Here is a 16,477-nt window from a genome sequence, read left to right as displayed (position 1 = left end):
TCCCTGAGGACGACCCATTCCTTAACCGAAATGGTTTCCAGATCGTTAAACGCCTTCAGTCCGGCAGCCAGGCCGTCTGTCGCCCCGCTGGATCGACAGGCCAAGTGATCCGCCAGCCCGCCCCCGCCCGTTCGACGACGAAGCTCTCGGCCGCGCCCGCGCCCGGATAGTCGAAGCGCTTGCCATTCACCGTGATCGTCGCCGGCCCCGACTGTCCGATGACCGCCCGCCAGCGGCCGCGCCCGATCGCCGTCGGCGACATATCTGCGCCGTTGATATTGACCGAGGGAGCCGCCCCATTTGTTCGACCAGACGCCATCAAAGTAGCGCCGTCCGAATCCACTGCATCCAGCCCATCACCGCCATCGAGGCGAACCGTTGGCTGACCTGCGGCAATCAGGACGACGGGACCGGCCCCGCCCTGGATCACCACCAGGGTCTCGGGCGAGACAGCGGCGTCCTCACCCACCTGCACCTCGGGCGTAAAGCGCACATCGCCGCTCAATGGCGGCAGTCGCAGTTCGAATCGCCCCGCGCCGTCCGCCGTCGTCGCCACGGCCGCAGCGTCCGGCGCACGCAGCACGACGCGCGCATTGGGCCCCGCCCCGCCGCGCAGCACCAGGACGCCGCCGTCGCGCGTCACGCCATCGATCTGGGGCGGGCGAACCCAGGGCGAGGCCTCGTCGGCCCCCGTCGGCCCCGCCACTCCGCCCTGCTGATCGGAGCAGGCTGCGGCAGCCAGGACCGCGACACACGCGACCATCATCCGACGTTTCATCCTGCGCCTCTACGATATAGGACTGGCGACCCAGCGGCTTGAGCCTGTGTTAGCTTGAGCGCCGTCGGTTTGGCCATGGCCAGGCCGCCTATTCGTTTTCTTCGAGGCTCCATGTCCCTGCCCCCCGTTTCGTTCCTGCCGTTCGACGGCTCTTCCGTCTGCCTGTTCTGCGGCGCCTCCGAGACCGCCGATCCCACCTATACCGAGGCGGCCTACGCCTTCGGCAAGGTCGCGGCAGAGGCCGGCTGGCGGCTGGTCTATGGCGGCGGCGGCGTGGGTCTGATGGGAGCCTCCGCGCGCGGCGCGCACGAGGCGGGCGGCCGGGTCGTCGGCATCATGCCGGCCTTCCTGCGCAGCCGCGAACGGCTGTTCGACGAGGTCGAGACCGTCGTCGTCACTTCGATGCACGAACGCAAACAACTGATGTACGACCAGTCCGACGCCTTCGTGGTCGCGCCCGGCGGCATCGGCACCTTGGAAGAGGTCGTGGAGTTGCTGTCCTGGAAGCGGCTGGACCTGCACCACAAGCCGGTCGTTTTTTTGAATCTGAACGGCTTCTGGAACGGCTTCTTCGACCTGATGAAGCACAGCGTCGCAGAAGGAATGACGCCGCCGTCGTTCCTGGACGCCTGGACCGTCGCCGAAACCGTCGAAGAGGCGATGGCGCAGGTTCAGGCCGGCGGCGATGCGCCGCAATTGAAACATGATCATCGATAAGTGATCATCGCTCATAATCCGCTGCGCGCATCTTGACAGTTTTTATCGAAAACTGACAAGGGAGCGCAGCGGCATGACGCCGTTCTTCATTTCGGAGAGTTTTCAATGCGCGCTCTGCTGATCGCCGCCGCCCTGTTCGCCGCCGCCCCTGCGGTCGCCCAAGCCCCCGCCGCCACCAGCCTGACGCTGGCCGACGCCGCCAAGGCGCCCGCACGCGCCACCATCATCGACGGCGCACGTTGGTCCTGCGAAGGCGCGACCTGCACCGCCGCTGGCGGCACGGAACAGCCCGCGACGCGCGCCTGCCGTCGCGTGGTTCAGAAGTTCGGTCCCGTGACCGCCTTCTCGTACAAGGGCGTCGCCCTGAGCGCCGACGAACTGGCTGTCTGCAACGCCTAGACTGCGTAAGGCGGCTTAGGCCGCCTCGCCTCTCAGACGCCGCTGGATGGTTTCGCGACCGATCAGCGGCGCCATGGCCGCCATGTCCGGCCCGTGCTGCTGCCCCGTCAGCGCCAGACGCAGCGGCATGAACAGCGCCTTGCCCTTCGCGCCCGTCTCGGCCTTGACGGCCGAGGTCCACGCCGACCAGGCGTTCTCGTCGATCACTTCCGGCAGCAGACGCAGCGCCGTTTCGATGAAGGTCGCATCTTCGATAACAGGTTGGATCGGACCACGGACGATCTGCGCCATGTCCGCAACGTCGGCGAACTTCGTCAGATTGCCCCGCACCGTATTCCAGAAGGCTTCGCCCAGATCGGCGCCGAGAGCCTGAAGACGCGGCTGCGCCGTCGCATAGTCCATGACGTGCAGCGCCTGGGCGTTCAGCCGGTCCAAATCCGCCGTATCGTAGCGCGCCGGCGAACGGCCCATCTTGGAGAAGGCGAAGCTCTGACCCAGAGCCTCGACCGAGGCGCCGACTTCCAGCGGATCGGAGGTCCCGATCCGGCCGAGGTGGCTGGTGATTGCGATCGGCTCATAGCCTTGGTCGCGCATGTCGCTGATCGACAGCGATCCCAGACGCTTGGACAGGGCCGCGCCGTCGGCGCCGACCAGCAATGGCATGTGTGCAAAGCCCGGAACCGTCGCGCCCAGCGCTTCGAAGATTTCGATCTGCGCCCCGGTGTTGGTGACGTGATCCTCGCCACGGATGATGTGGGTGATCGCCATGTCGATGTCGTCGACCACCGACGGCAGGGTGTAGAGGAACAGGCCGTCCTCGCGGATCAGCACCGGGTCCGACATCGAGGCGGTGTCCACCTCCGCATGACCGCGCGCCAGATCTTCCCAGGCCACGCGCTTGCCGTCCAGTTTGAAGCGCCAATGGGGACGACGCCCTTCGGCCTCGTAAGCAGCCTTCTGCTCTTCGGTCAGTTCCAGCGCCGCGCGGTCATAGATCGGCGGCAGGCCGCGCGACAGTTGCACCTTGCGACGACGGTCCAGCTCGTCGGCGGTCTCATAGGCGGGATAAAGCCGCCCGGACGCCTTCAGTCTGGCGGCCGCTTCTTCGTAGCGATCGAACCGTTTTGACTGATTATAACGCTCGTCCCACGGCATCCCCAGCCAGGTCAGGTCGTCTTCGATCCCCTGTTCGAACTCGGGCGTGGAGCGCGCCAGGTCGGTATCGTCGATGCGCAGGACGAACGATCCGCCCTGCCCCTTTGCGAACATCCAATTCACCAAGGCGGTGCGGACATTGCCGACGTGCAGCTTACCCGTGGGCGACGGGGCGAAACGAACCTTGACGGACATGGATAGACGACCTCGAAAGCGAGGCGGCTAGGTCGCCCCGCAACCCGGCGAAGTCAAGGCGCGTAAGGCTTAAACCTCAGTCGTCGCGGTGAACGCGTTCGCGCCGTTCGTGGCGTTCCTGGGCTTCGACCGACAGGGTCGCCGTCGGACGGGCTTCCAGACGACCCAGGCTGATGGGTTCACCCGTGTCCTCGCAGTAGCCGTAGGAGCCGTCCTCGATCCGGCGCAGCGCGTCGTCGATCTTGGAGATCAACTTGCGTTGGCGGTCGCGGGTGCGCAACTCCAGCGCGCGATCGGATTCCGAAGACGCCCGGTCCACCAGATCGGGATGGTTTTCGGTCTCGGCCTTCAGATTGACAACCGTGCCCTTGGACTCGCGAAGGATCTCATCCTTCCAGGCCAGCAGCTTCTTCTTGAAATAGGCTTGCTGCCGTTCGTTCATGAACGGCTCGCTGTCAGACGGCCGATACGGGCCGGTTTCGTCGGACACAACGGACGCCAAGGCGCTCATCGATCTCACGCTCTCTAACACGCCCCCCTGTGGCGTAGAGGGCCGTATAATCAGCCCGTCGAGTCGCGGCAACGCGGTTCTCGATTCCGTGATGAAAATAGGGCGACTAACAGCCCGACAGTGGCAAAAGTCACTCACTGTCAAAGCTTAGCCGCCTGATGTCAGACGATTATTTCGTATCAGGGGCGGTTGCGGCGCATTTCCGCCTTCGCCAGTTCGACCGATGCGCGCAGGTCGATCTGATCCAGCAGGGCGCCCAAGTCCTTGTCGTCGTCATCGGCGCGCTCCTCGCGCAGGCTCCGCGCCAGTCGATCCAGAGCCCCCTCGTCGGCGTCGCCGCTCAGCAGGGCCAGCTTGATTTCGTCAAGGCGATCCAAAAGACCGCTGCCGCGCCGGATCGCGCGACGCCGCTTTTCCAGCGGCCCCTCGACCCCTTGAAGGGCCATCAGGGCCGAGACGTCAGAGACCCCGCCCGTCGCTGCGCTGGCAGTCGTTGCGGCGGGCGCGGACGCAGCCGCAGTCTGCCCCAGCGAAAAGCCGCTGGTGGATCGCGTCGGACGTGTGCTGGCAGGCGTGCTGACGCCGTTGGGGCCGACAACCTTCATGTGCAGGTGCTCCGCGTCATGAAACCATGGATGACGGCCGGCGATGACTGTTTGGTTAACGCCCCGGCAAATCCTGCCGCTTCTCTGACCGTCAAAGGCCGACCGACATTGAATTCACGTCGTTAATTCTGCGGCACGATCTTCGCACAGACGGGGTCGTAACATTGCGTGGACGCCTGACCGATGCAAAATCTGCTTGCCCGCCTGATCGCCTCCGTCGCCGCGACGCTCGTCGTCGCCGGCGGCGCGACCTCGGCGCTGGCCCAGTCGCAGTCGCGCATCAAGGACATCGCCGCCGTCGAGGGCGTGCGCGGAAACCAGTTGGTCGGCTACGGCATGGTCATGGGGCTGAACGGGACAGGCGACAGCCTGCGCAACTGCCCCTTCACCCGCCAGTCGCTGGAAGGCATGACCGAGCGGCTGGGCGTCAATATTCGCGGGGCCAACGCCAACACCAAGAATATGGCCGCCGTCATGGTCACGGCCGACCTGCCGGCCTTCGCCACGCCCGGCTCGCGCATCGACGTGTCGGTGGCCTCCATGTGCGACGCCAAGAGCCTGCTGGGCGGTTCGCTGGTCGTCACCAGCCTGCAAGGCGCGGACGGTCAGGTCTATGCGGTGGCGCAAGGCTCGGTCCAGACCGGCGCCGTCTCGGCGTCGGGCGGGTCGGGGTCGTCGGTGACGCGCGGCGTGCCGACCGCAGGCCGCATCGCCTCGGGCGCCCTGGTCGAGCGCGAGACCGGCTTCCAGATGGCCAATATGAACGAGGTGCGCCTGAACCTGCGTAACCCCGACTTCACCACCGCCCAGCGCGTCGCCGCCGTCGTCAACGCCGCCTATCCGGGGTCGGCCCTGGCCGAGAACGGCACGGTCGTGTCCCTGCGCGCGCCCGGCGAACTGGGCATGGCGGGCTTCATCAGCCGGATCGAGAACCTGGCCGTCAGCGTCGATACGCCCGCCAAGGTCATCATCGACGAGGTCAACGGCGTCATCGTCATGGGCGACGCCGTGCGCATCTCTCGCGTCGCCATCGCTCAGGGCAATCTGACCATATCGGTGGACGAGCAGCCGCAGGTCAGTCAGCCGGCGCCGTTCAGCCGGGGCCAGACCGCCGTCGTGCCCTCGAGCCAAGTGAACGTCGAAGAGGATCTGGGCACCCAGATGCGACTGGTCGGCGGTGGCGCCAACCTGTCCACCCTGGTCAACGGCCTGAACGCCCTGGGCGTCAGCCCGCGCGACATGATCAGCATCCTGCAGGCCATCAAGGCCGCCGGCGCCCTGCAGGCCGACATCGAGGTGATGTGAGCATGACCGACCTGACCGTCTCCGCCGATCTGCTACGCCCCGCCGCGGCCGCGCCCACGGCGGCTAACCGAGACAAGATCGCGGAAACCGCCAAGGCCTTCGAGGCCACCTTCATCTCGCAAATGCTGAAGCCGATGTTCGAAGGCCTGTCGACCGACGGCCTGTTCGGCGGCGGCCAGGGCGAGGCGACATGGCGCAGCTTCATGCTGGACGAAATGGCCAAGTCTACGGTGAAGGCCGGCGGCATCGGCCTGAGCAACACCGTCATGGCCGAAATGCTGAAGATGCAGGAGGGCCGGCAATGAGCGACACCGAACTGGCCCAGGCGCGGGTTCGTCAGTTGACAACCTTGACCTTGCGTCTCACCGGGCGACTGAAGGCCGAAACAGCCGCTTTCGCCGATGGCCGTCCTCAGGATGTGGCGGCCGGTCTGTCGGAAACGCAGGAGATGGCCAATCTCTACCGTCGCGATTCCGCCCATGTGAAGGCCAATCCGGCGCTGCTGAGCGGCGCTCCGCTCGAAGATCGAAAGACCCTGATCGACGTCACGCGTGAGTTCGACGCGGCCCTGACGCGACACAGCCGCGCCGTCGACGCCGCGCGTCAGATTTCCGAGGGTCTGGTCCGCGCCATCGCGGCGGAAGTCACCGCTGCTCGCACACCCGCCTCCGCCTATGCCGCCGACGGCCGCGCCTCGCTGGGCGACGGACGCGCTGTCGCCCTGAATCGAATGGCCTGAACCGCATGGCCTGAACGGGACGGCCCTTAGCCGTTCGCAGATCACGGTTCGCGTCCTAAGGGTCATTGCCTATTTTTTAAGCGACTGTGTGCCAGCATGGCCTCATGACGCTGACCACCCGCCTCCTAGGCCTGGCCTTCGCTTCCGCCGACACGCTGGTGGAGGTGGATCCGAAAGGCGTGGTCGCCTTTGCGATCGGCGCGGGCGCTGTGGCCGGCGAGGACGCAGGCGCAACCTGGACCGGCCGTCCCCTGCTCGATCTGCTGCACGACGGCGCCTCCACCCTGACCGCCCTGCAAGGCATGAAGCCTGGCGTGCGTATTCCGGCCACGTCGATCCTTGTGGCGGCCGGTCCCGACCGCGTGCGCCGCGCCTCGTTCCGCGCCTTCGTTCTGCCGCAGATGGCGCCGGCCGTCTCCTGCGCCATCTCCTACGAAGGCCCGGCCTTCGCGCTGGAGGATCTGGACACACGGCCGCTTCTGGAACCGGAAGATTTCCTGGCCGACGCCGGGCGCGTGCTGGAGTCCAATCCCGACCTGGCCCTGTCCTTCCTCGACATCACGGGGTTGGAGAATGTCACCGGCGAAGCCGCCGATCGTCTGAACCGCCGCATCGAGGCCACGCTTCAGTCCGCCGCCGTCGAGGGATCGAGCGCGTCGCAGGTCACGGGCGTCCGCTATGCCCTTCTCCGCCCCGCCAACGACCGTCGTGACATCGCCGCCGAAATCGTGGAGGCCGGTCGGGCCGAAGGCCTGTCGCTGGGTGCGGAGGCGTTCAGCTCGCCCGTCCCGCCCGGATCGGATTCCCTGTGCGTGCTGCGCGCCATGCGGTTCGCCATCGAAGGCTGCCTGAGGGGCGACGGCCTCGCCAATCCGCAGATCGCCTTCGCAGACTCGCTGAAGCGCACCTTCCGCGACGCCGAGACCTTCCGCAGCCTAGTCAAGTCGCGCGAGTTCCAGGTCCACTATCAGCCCATCGTCCATTTGGATTCCCGAGCGGTCCATCACTTCGAGGCCCTGACCCGATTCAGCGGCAACAGCGGTCCCGCCGAAGCCATTCGCATGGCCGAGGAGCTGGACATGATCGAGTCGTTCGATCTCGCCGTGGCGGAAAAGGTGCTGAAGCGGATGCGCCAGCCCGGTGCAGGCCTGCTGAAGATGGCGATCAACGTCTCGGGCGCCTCGTTGGGCGACGATACCTATGTCGAGCAGTTGCTGCGCATGACCGCCGGCGCGCCCGAAGAACGCCGTCGCCTGATGGTCGAGGTGACCGAAACCTCCGCCGTCGCAGACATCGAAGCCGCCGACCGTCGCCTGGCCGCCCTGCGCGAAGCCGGCATTAAGGTCTGCATCGACGATTTCGGTGCGGGAGCCGCCGCCTTCGACTATCTGCGCAAACTGTCCGTGGACTCTGTCAAGATCGACGGGGCCATCGTTCGCGATATCCAGACCGACCAACGCTCCAAGGCCATGCTGCACAGCATCGTCGAAATGTGCCGTTCGATGAGGCTGGAAACTATCGCCGAGATGATCGAGACCGACGGCGTCGCATCCGAACTTAAGGCGGCGGGCGTCGAATACGGCCAAGGCTGGCTGTTCGGCCGCGCCGAAGCCGAGCCGCGCACCCAGCTTTCCAGCCCGTCGATGGTCCGTCGCAAGGGCGCCGTCGAGGCCTGGGGCTGAACGATCTCAGAGCTCGATCGTGCGCGTGATCTTCAGCGCCGCTAAAAAATCCACGTCGTGGCTCACCACGATCAAGGCGCCGTCATAGGCGTTCAGCGCCTCTTCGACCGCCGCGATGGCGTCCAGGTCGAGGTGGTTCGTCGGCTCGTCCAGAACCAGCAACTGCGGCGGCGTCGCGCCTGTCATGACGCAGGCCAGGCCCGCCCTCAGCCGCTCTCCGCCCGAAAGTTCGTCGACCCGGCGCTGCGACGCCGTATTGCGAAACAGGAACCGCGCCAGCGCCGCCTGTGCGTCATTGACCGAGCCTTTCGGGTTCAACCGTCGCCACGCCTCCACCAGCGTTTCGTCCGGGCTCAGGATCTTGACCTCCTGATCCAGCAGCGCCGCCCGCACAGGCCGCTCGACGCGCCCTGTCGTCGGTTGCAGATCGCCGGTGATCAGCCGCAACAGGGTCGTCTTGCCCGCGCCGTTCGGCCCCGTGATCGCGACCCGTTCCGGCCCGACCAGCTTCAACTCAATCGGCCCGACGATCGCCCGCCCCTCAGCTGTCGCCCAGCCCGCCTGTTCCAACGTCAGCACCGCCCGTCCCGTCGGCAGGCCGGTCGTCGGCATCGGGATCGCCAGCATCCGCGTTCGCTCCACGCGCGCCTGGGCTGAAGCCAAGGCGTCCTGCGCGGCCTCAGCCTGTCGTTCGGCCAGCAAGCGGCTGCGCCCGCCGGTGCTTTCGGCGCGCTCGGCCCGTGCGCCCAGCAGGATTTTCGGCATGTCGCCCTTCGCGGCCTTGCGGCGGCCGGCGGCGTCGCGGCGCGACTGGGCCTCGGCGCGTTGCTGAGCCTCGGCGCCGACACGGGCGAGGTCGCGTTGGGCTTCGGCCAGATTCCGCGTCGCCGCCTCGCGTTCCAGCGCTTTTCGCTCGACATAGGCGTCATAGCCGCCGCCATAGCTGGCGACGCCCAAGCTCGACACCTCAAGGATTCGGTCCATGCGGCGCAACAGGTTGCGATCATGGCTGACCACCACCACCCCGCCGTCCCAACGCGCGATGACATCGGCGACCAGCGCCCGCGCCTGTGCATCCAGATGATTGGTCGGCTCGTCCAGCAGGATCAGATCGGGCTGGGCCAGCCTCAAACCCGCCAGCCGCAACCGCGTCTGCTCGCCCCCGCTGAGACTGCACGTCAGGCGATCGTAGTCCAAATCCGCCAACCCGACGTCGCGCAAGGCCTCGTCCAGACGCGTCTCCAGCGTCCAGTCCGCCTCGACCAAATCGTCGGCCGTTCCCTCTCCCGCCAAAACCCGCGCCAAAACCGCCAGAGCCGCTCCAACGCCCAGGGTTTGAGCGACGGTCTCATCAGGCATTGGCTCATAGCGCTGAGCCAGGACGCCGATCGTTCCGGCTCGCGCGACAGCCCCTTCAGCCGGCGCGACTTCGCCCGAGAGCAGGCGAAGCAGCGTAGACTTTCCCGCGCCATTGCGACCGACGACACCGGTCCGCTCAGGCCCGAACGTCAGGCTCAGATTGTCGAAGAGGATGGCGCCGTCCGGCGTCCTAGCGGCGACCTTGTCGAGTGTCGCGAATGCGGACGGGAACGCGTTTCGGTTTGGGCTGATTGGCATTGAGGATCACGAGCAGCATGGCGGACAGGGCGGAACCGGTGGCCAATGCGATGATCATGATCGTCAAACCTTCTGCAAAACGCGTCAGAATAAGGAGGATGGGTCGTAATCCCGCATTGCGCAAGTCTGGCGTCGAACACGGCCGCGTGAGAAGCTTTGCTTTCAGGAGACACCCATGAAGCCAGTCATCACGCTCGTCCTCGTCTCCGCCCTCGCTTGCGCCGCGTGCGCCACCGCGCCGAACGCGCCGCCTACGCCCCCGAACTACAGCGCCGTGCCGACCCAGGCGCCGCCGCCCAACGCGCGGCTCTATGCGGCCTGCCTGCAGCAGGCCGCCGCGGCCGACACCTATCGCCGCGCGGACAACGGGGACGGTGCGGAATATATTCTGTTCACCTGCACGGGTGCGCCGGCCGCCGCCTTTGCTGCGGCCTTGATCCCGTGGAGCGAGAGGATCGGATCGACATTCCGGCGTGACGGCCGCACGTTCCGCTCGACCGCCAAGGTCGAGGCCGACCTGTTCGGCGTCGATTCCTGCTCGACCGATGCGACGGGTGGGGACGCCATCTGCATCCTGTCGTTCAACGCCGGCGACTTCCTCGACCAATAGAACGGCGGCGGCTAGACCAGCAGTCATGCAGACCCGTTTCCGCATTGAAGACCCCGCCGGCGCCGCCGCGCGGCGCGAGGCCGCCGTCCAGCGCCTGCGGGACCAGACAGGCATAGATGAAGCCATGATCGACGCCCTGGTCGAAGGTTTTTACGCCCGCGTCCGCGACGATGCCCTGATCGGCCCGATCTTCGCGGACCGGATCACCGACTGGGCGCCGCATCTGGCGCAGATGAAGCTGTTCTGGTCGTCGGTCGCCCTGTCCACCGGCATCTATCAGGGCCGGCCGATGCCGAAACACCTGCCACTTCCCATCGATGCGCGGCATTTCGATCGCTGGCTTGAGCTGTTCGCCGATACCGCGCGCACCCTGTGCCCGCCCATCGCCGCCGACCACTTCATTGAACGCGCTCGCCGCATCGCCGAAAGCCTTGAACTGGGTGTCGCAAACGCAAGCGGCGTGCTTCTCGCCAAGGGCGAGCGTTTCGTGCGGCCTACGCAGGCATGGGCGCCGGAATGATGCGCCGGCCGCAATGTTCCTACATTGTTCTTGCTTCAATCCCGCAATTCGTCCCCATATAGCGATGTCGCGCCGGACCCGCCGGCCCTCCTCCGCGTTCTCCGGACAGCATGACCGAAAAGCATAACTTCATCCGCGTTCGCGGCGCTCGCGAGCATAATCTCAAGGGCGTGGATCTCGACATTCCGCGTGAGCAGTTGGTGGTGATGACCGGCCTGTCGGGGTCGGGCAAATCCTCGCTGGCGTTCGACACCATCTATGCCGAAGGCCAGCGGCGCTATGTCGAGAGCCTGTCGGCCTATGCCCGCCAGTTTCTGGAGCTGATGTGTAAGCCGGACGTGGACCTGATTGAAGGCCTGTCCCCGGCCATCTCCATCGAACAGAAGACGACCTCCAAGAACCCGCGCTCGACCGTCGGTACGGTGACGGAAATCCACGACTATATGCGCCTGCTGTGGGCGCGCGTCGGGGTGCCCTATTCCCCGGCGACCGGCCTGCCCATCGAAAGCCAGACCGTCAGCCAGATGGTCGACAAGCTGGTCGCCCTGCCCGATGGCGAGCGCATCCTGCTGCTCGCCCCCGTCGTTCGCGGCCGTAAGGGCGAGTACAAGAAGGAAATCGCCGAGTGGCAGCGTCAAGGCTTCCAACGGCTGAAGATCGACGGCCAATTCTATCCGATCGACGAAGCTCCGGCCCTGGACAAGAAGTTCAAGCACGACATCGACATCGTCGTGGACCGGATCGTCACCAAACCGGATCAGGAAGCGCGCTACGCCGACAGCTTGCAGACGGCGCTGGGTCTGGCCGACGGCATCGCCAACGCTGAATGGGCCTGGACGGCGGAAGGTGAGACCGCGCCGCGCTCCATCCTGTTTTCCGAACGGTTCGCCTGCCCGGTGTCGGGTTTCACGATCAGCGAGATCGAACCGCGCCTGTTCTCGTTCAACAATCCCTTCGGCGCCTGCCCGGTCTGCGACGGCCTGGGGGTCAAGCTGGCGTTCGACGCTGATCTGGTGATCCCGGATCGCGACAAGACCCTGCACAAGGGCGCCGTCGCACCATGGGCGCGTGGGCCCTCGCCGCTCTACACCCAGACCCTGCAGTCGCTCAGCCTCCACTACGGCTTCTCGATGGACAAGCCGTGGCGCGACCTGCCCGCCCAGGCGCACAAGGCCATCCTGCACGGCACGGGGTCGGAGAAGATCAAGTTCGTTTATGACGACAACGCCCGGAAATACGAGGTCTCCAAGCCGTTCGAGGGCGTCCTGCCGAACCTGGAGCGCCGCTGGCGCGAGACCGACAGCGCCTGGGTGCGTGAGGAACTGGCGCGCTATCAGTCCGAGACGCCCTGCGACGCCTGCCACGGCAAGCGGCTGAAGCCCGAGGCCCTGGCGGTCAAGGTCGGCGGCGAGGACATCGCCGACATCTCCACCCTGTCGATCTCCAAAGCCTATCTGTGGTTCTCGACGCTGGAGGAGAACCTGACCGAAAAGCAGATGGAGATCGCCCGGCGCATCCTGAAGGAAATCTGCGACCGTCTGCGGTTCCTGAACAACGTCGGTCTGGACTATCTGAACCTGTCGCGATCCTCCGGCACCCTGTCAGGCGGCGAGAGCCAGCGTATCCGCCTGGCGTCGCAGATCGGCTCGGGCCTGACCGGCGTCCTCTATGTGCTGGACGAGCCGTCCATCGGCCTGCACCAGCGCGACAACACCCGCCTGCTGGAAAGCCTGAAGGGCCTGCGCGACCTCGGCAACTCGGTTCTCGTGGTCGAGCATGATGAAGAAGCCATCCTGACCGCGGACTACGTCATCGACATGGGCCCGACCGCTGGGGTTCATGGCGGCCAGGTCTGCGCCGAGGGTACGCCGGCCCAGGTCATGGCCAACCCCAAGTCCCTCACCGGCAAATACCTGACCGGCGAGCGTGAGATCGAAATCCCCGCCGAGGGTCGCCGCCCCATCAACCGAAAGCGGATGCTGAAGATCAGCGGCGCCAGCGGCAACAATCTGAAGAGCGTCACCGGCGAAATCCCGGTCGGCGTCTTCACCTGCATCACCGGCGTCTCCGGCGGCGGCAAGTCCACCTTCACCATCGAGACCCTGTACAAGGCCGCTGCGCGTCGGCTGAACAATGCGTCCGAGGCCCCTGCCCCCTTCGACCGGATCGAAGGCCTGGAGCATTTCGACAAGGTCATCGACATCGACCAGTCGCCCATCGGCCGCACGCCGCGCTCGAACCCCGCGACCTACACCGGCGCCTTCGGCCCCATCCGCGACTGGTACGCCGGCCTGCCGGAATCCAAGGCGCGCGGCTATGGCCCAGGCCGGTTCAGCTTCAACGTCAAGGGCGGCCGCTGCGAGGCCTGCCAGGGCGACGGCGTCATCAAGATCGAGATGCACTTCCTGCCGGACGTCTATGTCACCTGCGACGTCTGCAAGGGCAAACGCTACAACCGCGAGACGCTGGAGATCGTGTTCAAGGGCAAGTCCATTTCGGACGTGTTGGACATGACCGTCGAGGAGGCCGCCAGCTTCTTCAAGGCCGTGCCGCCCATCCGCGACAAGATGCTGACGCTGGAACGCGTGGGCCTGGGCTACGTCAAGGTGGGCCAGCCGGCGACCACCCTGTCGGGTGGCGAGGCCCAACGGGTCAAACTGTCCAAGGAGCTGTCGAAACGCGCCACCGGCCGCACCCTCTACATCCTCGACGAGCCGACGACCGGCCTGCACTTCGAGGATACGCGCAAGCTGCTCGAGGTGCTGCAGGAACTGGTCGAGGCCGGGAACACCATCGTGGTGATCGAGCACAATCTCGATGTCATCAAGGTCGCCGACTATCTGCTCGACTTCGGTCCCGAAGGCGGCGACGGCGGCGGCGAGATCGTCGCGGTCGGCACGCCCGAACAGGTCGCGGACAACAAGGCCAGCTGGACCGGCAAATACCTCAAGGAGGTACTGGATCGGCACGAGGACCGCCGCAAGGCGCGCGTGGCGGCCCTCGGCGGGTCTGTCGATGCTTCGGCAAAGAAGAAAAGGGTAAAGGCGTCGGCCTGATCGTCAAGAAAAGACGTTGGTCGACTGACCGCCTCGAAGCCCATTCCAAGCCGCTGCGAACGGTGCATACAGCACCGCCAGCTGCAGCGCGGCGAGGAAGGCGTTGACGATCGACGACACCAGGATCGCCGGCCAGGCCTGCATCAGGATCTGGCCCAATCCATCGCCGTCGAATCGCGCCAGCGTCTGGATGCCGCCGGTGGCGAGATCGGCCGCTGCGCCGATGATCATGCCCAGGATGCTGACGATCAGCGACATGATGATGGCGATCACGGCCATGCCCAGCAGCGACCAGAAATGTCCTTTGGTGGCGGCGAACGATTCCACGATGGTGATCTTGCGGCGATCGATCGTTATCGGCACCGCAAGGCTGAACTTGATCGCCAGCCAGACGATCAGGGCGAAGACGGCGAAGATCAGCAGCACGCCGACCAAGATCAGCAGCGCCTGACCCGACGCCGCGCCGAAACCGATGGCCGCGCCGACCACCATCATGCCGACGCCCGACGCCAAGCCGACAGCCAGGCTGACGATCAGACTGACCGCCAGGACACGGACCTCATCCATACCAAGGCGCAGATAGCCCCACGACGACTCGTCCGGACGCAGAACCGAGCGCGCCACCGCCGCGCTCAGCACCGCGCCGACCAGCAGGCCGATGGGCGCGGCCCAGATCAGGGCTCCGGCGTAAGTCTGACCCAGGGCCTGAAATTCCGCCATCGACGGGTTGGCCGACTGTTCCAGCGCTTCACCCGCCGCCATCAGGCTGGCCCACTTGTCGGCGCCCAGGCCGAACATGGCGACATAGACGGCCAGATAGACCAGGCCCCAGGCGACGGCGACGATCGGATGCCGACGAACGACCCGGAAGCCTTCGAAGGCCGCGTCGGTGGCGGAAAAACTCATGACAACCCCGGGAGCAGATTCGCAGCCCACCCTAGCGCATACGCAAGCCTACGTCCCGCACCGCCGCCGTCCCGGCATCATGCGTTCGATCGCCTCAGTTCGCGGAGGCGATCGTCCAGTCCGCGATCTGGGTGTTGATGTCGCGCGTCGCCGTGTCGAAGGCTGCAACGATGGCGGATACTCGATTGTCGCCAGCGGGCTGGGTCACGGTGAACACCCGCTCGACGGAGCGTCCTTCCTCGGGACGGATGGTCCCGCCGCCCGCGCGCCGTTCCGGGGTGGAGCGCAGCTGCGCCCGCGCGGTCACGACGACATCCGGCACGGCGCCCGGCGCGGCGTATCGCGCCTCGAACGTCGTGACCGTGACTTGCAGGATCAGCGGCGGCGTTCCCGGTTCGCGACGACCCAGCACGCGAATGCGATCGGCTCGGTTGGCGAAGGCCGCCTTGAGGCTGTCGTCGAACAGGGTCGAGGCCGGCGACACCCAGCGTGCGCCGCCGATGTAGGCCGTCTCTAGCCCCGTGACGCCCAGGATCTTGTCGTCGCCGGTCGCCTGCGGGAACTCGATACGGCGGATCGAGACCGTTAGAGGCGCAGGCGTGTCGCCCACCGCCGACGGCGCGGCCATCGGCAGGCCGAACCGATAGTTCTGCACCGGGTCCGGCGAGGACAGCAGGGCGCACCCGCTCAGCGCGGTCAGGACAGCGGCGGACGCCGCCAGTCGAAGGACAGGACGAAGGATCACGGCTGCACCTCCAGCTCTTTGGATTTGGGGCGACCGATGAAGTCGCGCGGGCTGGCGCGGACATCGTCGATCAGGGATTGCAGTGACCGGGTGGCGTCCTGCAGTTCTTCGATCGTGCCGGTCAGTTGCGGCAGGCTGGTCGTCGCAAAGTCACCCAGCGGACGCTCCAGACCCGTGATCGAACGGTTGGCCGAGGCGATCGCCGTGCGGGCCTCCGCCGTCGCCGAGTTGATGTTAGCGATGGCCTGGCGGCCGTCCGTATTGATGATCTGACGCGTGTCTACGGCCAGGGCCTGGTATTCCTTCACCGCCGCGTTGGCGTTGGTCACGGCCTCTTCCAGCTGCTGGAAGATGGCCTTGCGGGCCTCCAGTTCCGTCGTCAGGGCCTCGACGTTCTTCACGCTGGTGGAGAAGCTGCGGATATTGTCGTCGGACATGACCCGGTTGATCCGGTTCAGCGCATCCACGGTCTGGGCCAGCACCGTGCCCGACCCACTCAGCAGTTCAGCGATCGGCGACGGCTGGCTTTGCAGCACGGGCACGACGTTGTCTGGGTACTGGTCCTTAAGCAGGGCGCTATTGGGCGAGCCGGCGGTGATCTGGATGTAGTTCAGGCCGGTGATGCCTTGCGGCTCCAGCTGCGCGCGCGAGGTGACGCGCACCGGCGTCGTGCCGTCCACGCGGACACGGGCGATGACCTGATCGCCGCGCTTTGTGTCGATGTTCAGGTCGGTGACCTCGCCGACGCGGATGCCGTTGAAATGCACCTCGCCGCCTTCGGACAGGCCGTTCACCGGTCCGTAGAAGACGATGTCGTACATATCGTAGTCGCTGTTGAACTGCAGCCGGGCCAGCCAGATGGTGAAGACCGCCAGGGCCGCCAGAAGGGCGACGGTGGCGATGCCGACGGCGGCGTAATGTGCGTCTCTTTCCATGA

At 66.2% G+C, this 16,477-nt stretch carries 18 protein-coding genes; 9 read left to right on the top strand and 9 right to left on the bottom strand.

Annotated elements, in window-relative coordinates:
* Positions 1-55 precede the first annotated feature (55 nt).
* Positions 56-778 carry a hypothetical protein gene (locus tag E7T10_RS07265; protein ID WP_210416179.1) on the bottom strand — a complete coding sequence of 241 codons (723 nt, stop codon included), beginning with the start codon at positions 776-778 and terminating at the stop codon, positions 56-58.
* A gap of 111 nt (positions 779-889) precedes the next feature.
* Between E7T10_RS07265 and E7T10_RS07260 the strand changes: the two genes are divergently transcribed.
* Both E7T10_RS07260 and E7T10_RS07255 read left to right on the top strand, forming a co-directional pair.
* Positions 890-1,495, top strand: coding sequence for a TIGR00730 family Rossman fold protein (locus tag E7T10_RS07260; RefSeq protein WP_137721281.1), 606 nt, complete (start codon positions 890-892; stop codon positions 1,493-1,495).
* 105 nt (positions 1,496-1,600) lie between these two features.
* On the top strand, positions 1,601-1,894 hold the full coding sequence (locus tag E7T10_RS07255; RefSeq protein WP_017504618.1) for a hypothetical protein: 294 nt from the start codon (positions 1,601-1,603) through the stop codon (positions 1,892-1,894).
* Positions 1,895-1,909: 15 nt separating this feature from the next.
* On the opposite strand, the gene gltX is transcribed toward E7T10_RS07255, so the two are convergent.
* The 3 genes from gltX to E7T10_RS07240 all read right to left on the bottom strand — a co-directional run bounded on the left by gltX (position 1,910) and on the right by E7T10_RS07240 (position 4,360).
* On the bottom strand, positions 1,910-3,244 hold the full coding sequence (gene gltX / locus E7T10_RS07250; RefSeq protein WP_137721280.1) for a glutamate--tRNA ligase: 1,335 nt from the start codon (positions 3,242-3,244) through the stop codon (positions 1,910-1,912).
* 76 nt (positions 3,245-3,320) lie between these two features.
* Positions 3,321-3,755, bottom strand: coding sequence for an RNA polymerase-binding protein DksA (gene dksA / locus E7T10_RS07245; protein WP_017504616.1), 435 nt, complete (start codon positions 3,753-3,755; stop codon positions 3,321-3,323).
* Positions 3,756-3,934: 179 nt separating this feature from the next.
* The gene (locus E7T10_RS07240; RefSeq protein ID WP_137721279.1) at positions 3,935-4,360 is read right to left on the bottom strand and encodes a flagellar assembly protein FliX; all 426 of its coding nucleotides are present in this window, start codon (positions 4,358-4,360) and stop codon (positions 3,935-3,937) included.
* Positions 4,361-4,543: 183 nt separating this feature from the next.
* Here E7T10_RS07240 and E7T10_RS07235 point away from each other — a divergent pair, with 183 nt between their 5' ends.
* The 4 genes from E7T10_RS07235 (at position 4,544) to E7T10_RS07220 (ending at position 8,086) form a co-directional block, all read left to right on the top strand.
* Complete coding sequence (locus tag E7T10_RS07235; RefSeq protein ID WP_137721278.1) at positions 4,544-5,665, top strand: flagellar basal body P-ring protein FlgI; 1,122 nt, start codon at positions 4,544-4,546, stop codon at positions 5,663-5,665.
* A gap of 2 nt (positions 5,666-5,667) precedes the next feature.
* Positions 5,668-5,970, top strand: a complete 303-nt coding sequence (locus tag E7T10_RS07230) for a rod-binding protein (RefSeq protein WP_091747798.1) — start codon at positions 5,668-5,670, stop codon at positions 5,968-5,970.
* A complete protein-coding gene (locus E7T10_RS07225; protein WP_137721277.1) occupies positions 5,967-6,404 on the top strand; it encodes a flagellar basal-body protein FlbY in 438 nt (145 codons plus the stop codon). Before E7T10_RS07230 ends, E7T10_RS07225 begins: the two co-directional genes overlap by 4 nt.
* A 104-nt stretch (positions 6,405-6,508) precedes the next feature.
* Complete coding sequence (locus tag E7T10_RS07220) at positions 6,509-8,086, top strand: EAL domain-containing protein (protein WP_137721276.1); 1,578 nt, start codon at positions 6,509-6,511, stop codon at positions 8,084-8,086.
* 6 nt (positions 8,087-8,092) lie between these two features.
* Here the strand turns inward: E7T10_RS07220 and E7T10_RS07215 are convergent, their stop codons facing one another.
* Positions 8,093-9,604 carry an ABC-F family ATP-binding cassette domain-containing protein gene (locus tag E7T10_RS07215; RefSeq protein WP_246846146.1) on the bottom strand — a complete coding sequence of 504 codons (1,512 nt, stop codon included), beginning with the start codon at positions 9,602-9,604 and terminating at the stop codon, positions 8,093-8,095.
* Positions 9,605-9,635: 31 nt separating this feature from the next.
* Positions 9,636-9,761: a hypothetical protein gene (locus E7T10_RS16015; protein WP_256371857.1), complete on the bottom strand. Its 126-nt coding sequence runs from the start codon at positions 9,759-9,761 to the stop codon at positions 9,636-9,638.
* Between the two features lie 117 nt (positions 9,762-9,878).
* On the opposite strand from E7T10_RS16015, the gene E7T10_RS07210 reads away from it, so the two are divergent.
* The 3 genes from E7T10_RS07210 (at position 9,879) to uvrA (ending at position 13,889) form a co-directional block, all read left to right on the top strand.
* Complete coding sequence (locus tag E7T10_RS07210) at positions 9,879-10,313, top strand: hypothetical protein (RefSeq protein ID WP_137721274.1); 435 nt, start codon at positions 9,879-9,881, stop codon at positions 10,311-10,313.
* A 25-nt stretch (positions 10,314-10,338) separates the two neighbouring features.
* A complete protein-coding gene (locus tag E7T10_RS07205) occupies positions 10,339-10,833 on the top strand; it encodes a group III truncated hemoglobin (RefSeq protein ID WP_137721273.1) in 495 nt (164 codons plus the stop codon).
* 110 nt (positions 10,834-10,943) lie between these two features.
* Positions 10,944-13,889, top strand: coding sequence for an excinuclease ABC subunit UvrA (uvrA, locus tag E7T10_RS07200; RefSeq protein ID WP_137721272.1), 2,946 nt, complete (start codon positions 10,944-10,946; stop codon positions 13,887-13,889).
* 3 nt (positions 13,890-13,892) lie between these two features.
* Here the strand turns inward: uvrA and E7T10_RS07195 are convergent, their stop codons facing one another.
* The 3 genes from E7T10_RS07195 to E7T10_RS07185 form a co-directional block, all read right to left on the bottom strand.
* Positions 13,893-14,795 carry a hypothetical protein gene (locus E7T10_RS07195; protein ID WP_137721271.1) on the bottom strand — a complete coding sequence of 301 codons (903 nt, stop codon included), beginning with the start codon at positions 14,793-14,795 and terminating at the stop codon, positions 13,893-13,895.
* 94 nt (positions 14,796-14,889) lie between these two features.
* Positions 14,890-15,540 (bottom strand): ABC-type transport auxiliary lipoprotein family protein, encoded by a 651-nt coding sequence (locus tag E7T10_RS07190; RefSeq protein WP_066551978.1) that lies wholly within the window; start codon positions 15,538-15,540, stop codon positions 14,890-14,892.
* Entirely contained in the window at positions 15,537-16,475 is a 939-nt protein-coding gene (locus E7T10_RS07185) for an MlaD family protein (protein WP_045810234.1), read from the bottom strand. The genes E7T10_RS07190 and E7T10_RS07185 overlap by 4 nt, the downstream gene beginning before the upstream one ends.
* Between the last annotated feature and the right edge of the window lie 2 nt (positions 16,476-16,477).

The sequence above is a fragment of the Brevundimonas sp. SGAir0440 genome (assembly GCF_005484585.1).
Taxonomy (GTDB): domain Bacteria; phylum Pseudomonadota; class Alphaproteobacteria; order Caulobacterales; family Caulobacteraceae; genus Brevundimonas.
Note: the sequence above shows the minus strand (reverse complement) of the source record. Positions and strands in the feature narration are given on the sequence as shown.